This window comes from Geobacillus sp. WSUCF1 (genome assembly GCF_000422025.1).
GTDB classification, from domain to species: Bacteria; Bacillota; Bacilli; order Bacillales; family Anoxybacillaceae; genus Geobacillus; species Geobacillus zalihae.
Window position 1 is genome coordinate 1 of the sequence record NZ_ATCO01000168.1, and the last position, 6,102, is coordinate 6,102.

The 6,102-nt window shown below is 50.6% G+C and carries 4 protein-coding genes and 2 pseudogenes; all 6 read left to right on the top strand.

Annotated features, from left to right (window positions below; genetic code table 11):
* The first annotated feature begins 15 nt into the window (after positions 1 to 15).
* The 6 genes and pseudogenes from I656_RS02285 (at position 16) to rbsB (ending at position 5,695) form a co-directional block, all read left to right on the top strand.
* On the top strand, positions 16 to 972 hold the full coding sequence (locus I656_RS02285; RefSeq protein ID WP_050572322.1) for a LacI family DNA-binding transcriptional regulator: 957 nt from the start codon (positions 16 to 18) through the stop codon (positions 970 to 972).
* A pseudogene (rbsK, locus tag I656_RS0116635) lies at positions 969 to 1,861 on the top strand (ribokinase). The gene I656_RS02285 and the pseudogene rbsK overlap by 4 nt, the downstream one beginning before the upstream one ends.
* On the top strand, positions 1,861 to 2,271 hold the full coding sequence (gene rbsD, locus I656_RS02280) for a D-ribose pyranase (RefSeq protein WP_011232699.1): 411 nt from the start codon (positions 1,861 to 1,863) through the stop codon (positions 2,269 to 2,271). Before rbsK ends, rbsD begins: the two are co-directional and overlap by 1 nt.
* Positions 2,272 to 2,292: 21 nt before the next feature.
* Positions 2,293 to 3,785: pseudogene (locus I656_RS0116640) on the top strand (sugar ABC transporter ATP-binding protein).
* Entirely contained in the window at positions 3,782 to 4,726 is a 945-nt protein-coding gene (gene rbsC, locus I656_RS02275; protein WP_020756432.1) for a ribose ABC transporter permease, read from the top strand. Before I656_RS0116640 ends, rbsC begins: the two are co-directional and overlap by 4 nt.
* 33 nt (positions 4,727 to 4,759) lie before the next feature.
* Positions 4,760 to 5,695, top strand: coding sequence for a ribose ABC transporter substrate-binding protein RbsB (gene rbsB / locus I656_RS02270; protein ID WP_020756433.1), 936 nt, complete (start codon positions 4,760 to 4,762; stop codon positions 5,693 to 5,695).
* Positions 5,696 to 6,102 lie beyond the last annotated feature (407 nt).

The following is a 6,102-nucleotide window of genomic DNA, read 5'->3' on the forward strand; positions in this document are numbered from 1 at the left end:
GCTAACTTGACGGGTATGGTCTCCGTCGCCACCGTTTCGCGTGTGTTAAATCAAAATGGATATGTTAATGAGGAAACGGAAAGACGGGTTAGACAGGCGATGAAAGAGCTCAATTATAAACCGAATGAAGTGGCGAGAGCTCTGTTTAAAAAGACATCGAAAACAGTCGGACTCATTGTCCCTGATATTACCAATCCGTTCTTTCCCGAACTCGTTCGCGCGGTGGAAGATGTGATGAATATTTATGACTATACGGTCATTCTATGCAATTCCGATGAGAAAGTAGAAAAAGAACGAGAATACATCGAAGTGTTAAAGCAAAAATATGTGGACGGCGTCATTTTGACCACGAATCAGTTCGCGCCGGAAGAAGTCGAGGAATGGGATGTTCCGATTGTCGTGCTCGACCGTCCGCTGCATGAGCGTTATCCGTCGGTGGTCGCGGATAATTACGAGGGAGCTCGTTTAGCGACGCGGCATTTGTATGAAGTGGGCTGCCGGCGGATTGCCCATATTCAAGGGCCCAACCACGTGGTGAACGCCATGGAGCGTTTCCGCGGCTATCAAGATGAAATGAGGGCGTTAGGGTTGGGAGATCGTCAGCTCGTCATTCAAGGGAATTACCAGTTGAAGCAGGCGAAAGAAGCGGTGATGGCCGCGTTGGCTGAACATGATATGGACGGGATCTTTGCCGGCAACGACGCGATGGCGGTCGGTGCTTTGAAAGCGGTTCAGCAATGCGGGCTGCGGGTTCCGGATGATATTGCCATTATTGGCTACGACGGCATCCCGCTGACGGAAATGACAACACCCGAACTATCGACCGTGTCTCAGCCTATTTACGAAATGGGGGCCATGGCGGCAAGAATTTTAATTAAACAAATTGAGGGGAAGCCGCTTGAGAAGCTCCATTATCAACTTCCGGTTCAACTTGTGGTGCGGCAGTCGACGTCAAGGAGGGGATTGACTTGAACAAACCAACCATTACGGTGATCGGCAGCCTCAACATGGACTTAGTCACTGTGGCGGCGCGATTTCCAAACCAAGGAGAGACGATTTTAGGCGAACAGTTTCTCACCACTCCCGGCGGCAAAGGGGCGAACCAGGCGGTGGCCGCCGCCCGCCTCGGCGCCGATGTACGGATGATTGGCGCAGTGGGGATGATGCGTTTGGTCAAGAGCTCATCCGTTCGTTACAAAATGAGGGCATTTCCGTCGATTATGTGAAACCGGTTACACATGGGAGTACAGGCATTGCTTCCATTACGATTTCTGAGCGGGACAATCGGATCATCGTCGTTCCTGGGGCGAATCATGCGCTTACGCCGGAAGATCTCGATTCATGTGAATCCGTGATCGCCGAAAGCGATGTTTGCTTATTGCAGCTCGAGATTCCGCTTCCCGTTGTGGAACGGGCGGTTTCGCTCGCCCATCGCCATGGTGTGCGCGTCATCGTCAACCCCGCTCCGGCGCAACCGCTGCCGCCGTCGGTGCTTGAGCAGGCGAGTTTCTTGACGCCCAATGAACATGAACGGACGATTTTGTTCGACAAGATGGACGAAGGAGCGTTTGCCGATAAGCTGATTGTCACCGAAGGGGCAAAAGGGGTGCGCATTTGGCAAGATGGACAAGAACGGCTCATTCCAAGTTTCCAAGTTCCCGTCGTGGATACGACAGGCGCGGGCGATACGTTTAACGGTGCGCTTGCCGTGGCGCTGGCGGAAGGGAAGCCGCTTGATGAAGCGTGCCGATTTGCCAATGCGGCGGCGGCCTTGTCCGTGACGAAACTCGGGGCGCAAGCTGGGATGCCGAGACGGCAAGAGGTCGAATCATTTTTGTCCAGACAGAAGGAGAGTCACTGATGAAAAAAAGCGGGATTTTGAATAAAGAATTGAACACGCTGCTTGCCTCGCTCGGGCACACCGATACGATCGTGATTGCCGATTGCGGGCTGCCGATTCCGAACGAACAGGCGCGCATCGACTTGTCTCTCGTCAAAGGGTTTCCGCCCTTTTTATCCGTGTTGGATGCGGTTGTTGATGAATTGGAAATTGAAGCAATCGTACTAGCCGAGGAGATCAAAGACCAGAATCCGGATCTATACGAAAGCATCAGGGCAAGAATGGGTGGTGTGCCTGTGCAGTTTGTTCCTCACGAACAATTCAAAGCGATGACGAAGCAGGCGAAAGCGGTGATTCGCACAGGAGAGGCAACCCCCTATGCCAATATCATTCTGCGTTCCGGTGTAAGTTTTTCATCGAAAGATTTCTGAAGGAAAAGGAGGGCAGAAACGATGAGGCCCTTGATTGACATGCGGTCGATTCAAAAATCGTTTGGCGCCAATATCGTTCTGAATGGCGTTGATTTTGAAGTGCTTCCTGGAGAAGTGCATGCGTTGATGGGAGAGAACGGAGCGGGGAAATCGACGCTGATCAAAGTTCTGACCGGCATTTATGAGCGGGATGGGGGAACGATTGTTGTCAACGGGCGCGAAGTGCATTACCGTCATCCGAAAGAGGCGGAACGCGACGGGATTGTCGTGATTCATCAAGAGTTGAATGTCATTCCAACATTGACGGTGGCCGAAAACATTTTTCTTGGCCGCGAGCCGAAAATCGGGAGAACGGGTGTCATTCGTTATAAAGAAATGGAGCAACAGGCCGCTTCCTATTTGCGGAGATTAGGGATGGACCTTGACCCACGAGAACTCGCCGGTCGGTTGTCTGTCGGAAAACAGCAAATGATCGAAATTGCCAGGGCCATTTCGACGAATGCGAAGTGCCTTATTATGGATGAACCGACAGCGGCGCTGACGGAACGGGAAATTCAGGCTTTATTTTCTGTCATTCGCACCTTGAAACAGCAAGGCGTCGCGGTTGTTTACATTTCACATCGGATGGAAGAGATTTTTACCATTTGCGACCGGATTTCGGTTCTCCGCGATGGCCAGTTCATCGGAACGAAACGAGTAAAGGAAACGAACTTCGATGAAATTGTTCAAATGATGGTCGGGCGGCAAATTGGGGAACGCTTTCCAAAACGGCGCGTCACCATTGGAGAAGAACGGCTGCGCGTAGAGCGGCTCACGAAAAAAGGATTGTTTGAGAATGTATCGTTTTCCGTGCGAGCCGGTGAAGTGCTTGGTGTGGCGGGACTGATGGGATCGGGGCGAACCGAGATCATGGAAGCGATTTTCGGAGCCAGACCATTCGATGAAGGAGACATCTATATCGACGGGCGCCCTGTGCGCATCCGTTCTCCGCGCCAGGCCGTCGAACATGGCATCGCCATGATTACCGAAGACCGAAAGCAAAAAGGCTCATTCTCGAGATGAGCGTCCATGAGAATTTGACCTTGCCGAAGTTGGAACAATTGGCAACAGCGGGATTCATCCAGTCATCGAAAGAACGGGACGTGGTGTTGACATACATTCATCTGTTGGATATTAAAGCCTCTTCCCCAGATTTACCTGTGAAAGCATTGAGCGGCGGGAATCAACAAAAAGTCGTATTCGGCAAATGGCTGGCGATGAACCCGCGCATCCTCATTTTGGATGAACCGACTCGCGGCGTGGATGTCGGGGCAAAGCAAGAGATTTATGAAGTGATCAATGAATTGGCCGCCCAAGGCGCCGCGATCATTATGATCTCTTCTGAACTGCCGGAAGTATTGGGCATGAGCGACCGCGTCATGGTCGTCCATGAAGGGAAAGTGCAAGCGATTTTGGAAAACGACGGGTTGGATCAAGAAACCATCATGCGGGCGGCGACAGGGGGGAATCGATGATGGAAGCAAAGCGAAAATGGGATGTGAAAAAATTAGGGCCTCTCATCGGATTGTTTCTGCTATGCATCGTGCTTTCCATATTGAGCGATGACTTTTTGACGATGGACAACTGGCTCAATCTCCTGCGGCAAGTATCCATCAACGCCTTGATTGCCTTTGGGATGACGTTTGTCATTTTAACAGGAGGCATCGATTTATCAGTCGGTTCTGTGTTAGCGCTCTCAAGCGCTATCACAGCAGGAATGATGGCGCAAGGAATGAATGGTTTTGTCGCTATACTGGTGGGCCTATTAGCGGGTATGGTAATGGGAGTGTTGAATGGGGTGATCATCACCAAAGGAAAAGTCGCTCCTTTTATCGCTACGCTGGCGACCATGACGGCGTTTCGCGGCTTGACTCTCGTTTACACGGACGGTCGCCCGATTACAGGGTTTGCGTCTGATGACATCATGTTTCAGATGATAGGCCGCGGTTATTTCTTCGGCATTCCCGTACCTATTATATTGATGCTCATGGTCTATATCGCTTTGTATGTGGTATTGAAAAAGACTACATTTGGCCGCCATACGTACGCGGTTGGGGGGAACGAAGAAGCGAGCCGTCTATCGGGACTTCGCGTTGATCGACTCAAAATATATGTATATGCGCTGACAGGGACGTTATCTGCTTTGGCGGGGCTCATTTTAACTTCCCGTTTGAATTCCGCGCAGCCGACAGCGGGAACGGCGTACGAGTTGGATGCCATTGCGGCCGTTGTCTTAGGCGGCACCAGTTTGTCAGGAGGAAGAGGCTGGATTTTCGGCACGCTAGTGGGTGCCTTGATTATTGGGGTGTTGAACAATGGATTGAATTTGCTCAACGTGTCGTCGTTTTACCAGCAAGTCATCAAAGGAGCGGTCATTCTTCTTGCGGTGCTGTTAGACCGCCGCAAAGAAGCATGATAGATTTTATTAAAAAAACAAGGGGGAATCGAAATGAGAAAAGCAGTGGGGTTATTGGCGGCGTTATGGCTTGCAGGCGGCGTGTTGGCTGGATGTTCGCTTGACCAGAACAGCGCCTCGAGCGACAAAGGGAAAACGAAACAAGATGGAGAAGTGAAAATCGGTTTGTCCATTTCCACTTTGAACAACCCGTTCTTCGTCACCTTAAAAGAAGGAGCGGAAAAAGCCGCCAAAGACGAAGGGGCGGAATTGATTGTCGTCGATGCCCAAAATGATTCAGCAAAACAAATTAACGATATTGAAGACTTGATCCAGCAAAAGGTCGATGTGCTGTTGGTCAACCCGACGGACTCGAGCGCTGTCACGTCTGCGATTGAATCCGCCAACAGCGCCAACATCCCGGTCATTACCGTCGACCGCAGCGCGGACGGCGGGAAAGTGGTCACCCATATCGCTTCTGACAATGTGGCTGGGGGAAAAATGGCGGCGCAATTTATCGTCGACCACTTGAAAAACGGGGGAAACATTGTGGAATTGGAAGGGATTCCTGGTTCGTCTGCAGCCCGTGAACGGGGGGAAGGATTCCACCAAGTGATCGACAAAGCCGCCAATATGAAAGTCGTCGCCAAACAGGCGGCAGATTTTGACCGGGCCAAAGGATTATCGGTCATGGAAAACATTTTGCAAAGCCATAAAGACATTCAAGCGGTCTTTGCCCATAATGACGAAATGGCCTTAGGGGCGTTGGAGGCCTTGCAGGCGCATGGAATGAACAACGTGATTGTGGTTGGATTCGACGCGACCGATGACGCAGTCAAGGCGGTGAAAGAAGGGAAAATGGCGGCCACCGTCGCGCAAAAACCAGCATTGATTGGCGAAAAGGCGGTGGACGCTGCTATCCGCGTTCACAAAGGGGAGAAAGTGGATCAATTTATCCCCGTTCCGCTCGAGTTGGTTCAAGGGCAATAATATGGGATTTTATCCGTGGTGCTAGTTGAGCTCTGACGCTCAACTAGCACCTGGGTTAATCAAAACAAAACTCTGGCAAAGCAAGCTCTTTGATCACTATGTATCTATTAAATGCCATGATAACGACGAAACGCATTAAGGACGCGATTAAAATCATAAGGGTGCATAATCCCGTAAAATTTCCGAAACCGAACGGTAGATGGAATTTCGTTATACCAGTCATACTGAACATATGATTGTGCCTTTAATCCAACATATTTCCAATAAACAATTGGTATTCGATAAGGGTATCGAGATGTTGGTTTTGATCTTGTGACTTTTAACTTCCCTCCGAAAGAAGTCTCCTACTTCTAAACGTGAAGGTGCGCCAGCACCAGTGAAAGTGGGAGATGAATTTCGGTTGGCGT

What these genes read in the sequence shown, in the direction of transcription:
- I656_RS02285 (WP_050572322.1), top strand. Translation starts at nt 16, where the DNA reads ATGGTCTCCGTCGCCACCGTTTCGCGTGTGTTAAATCAAAATGGATAT.
- rbsD (WP_011232699.1), top strand. Translation starts at nt 1,861, where the DNA reads ATGAAAAAAAGCGGGATTTTGAATAAAGAATTGAACACGCTGCTTGCC.
- rbsC (WP_020756432.1), top strand. Translation starts at nt 3,782, where the DNA reads ATGATGGAAGCAAAGCGAAAATGGGATGTGAAAAAATTAGGGCCTCTC.
- rbsB (WP_020756433.1), top strand. Translation starts at nt 4,760, where the DNA reads ATGAGAAAAGCAGTGGGGTTATTGGCGGCGTTATGGCTTGCAGGCGGC.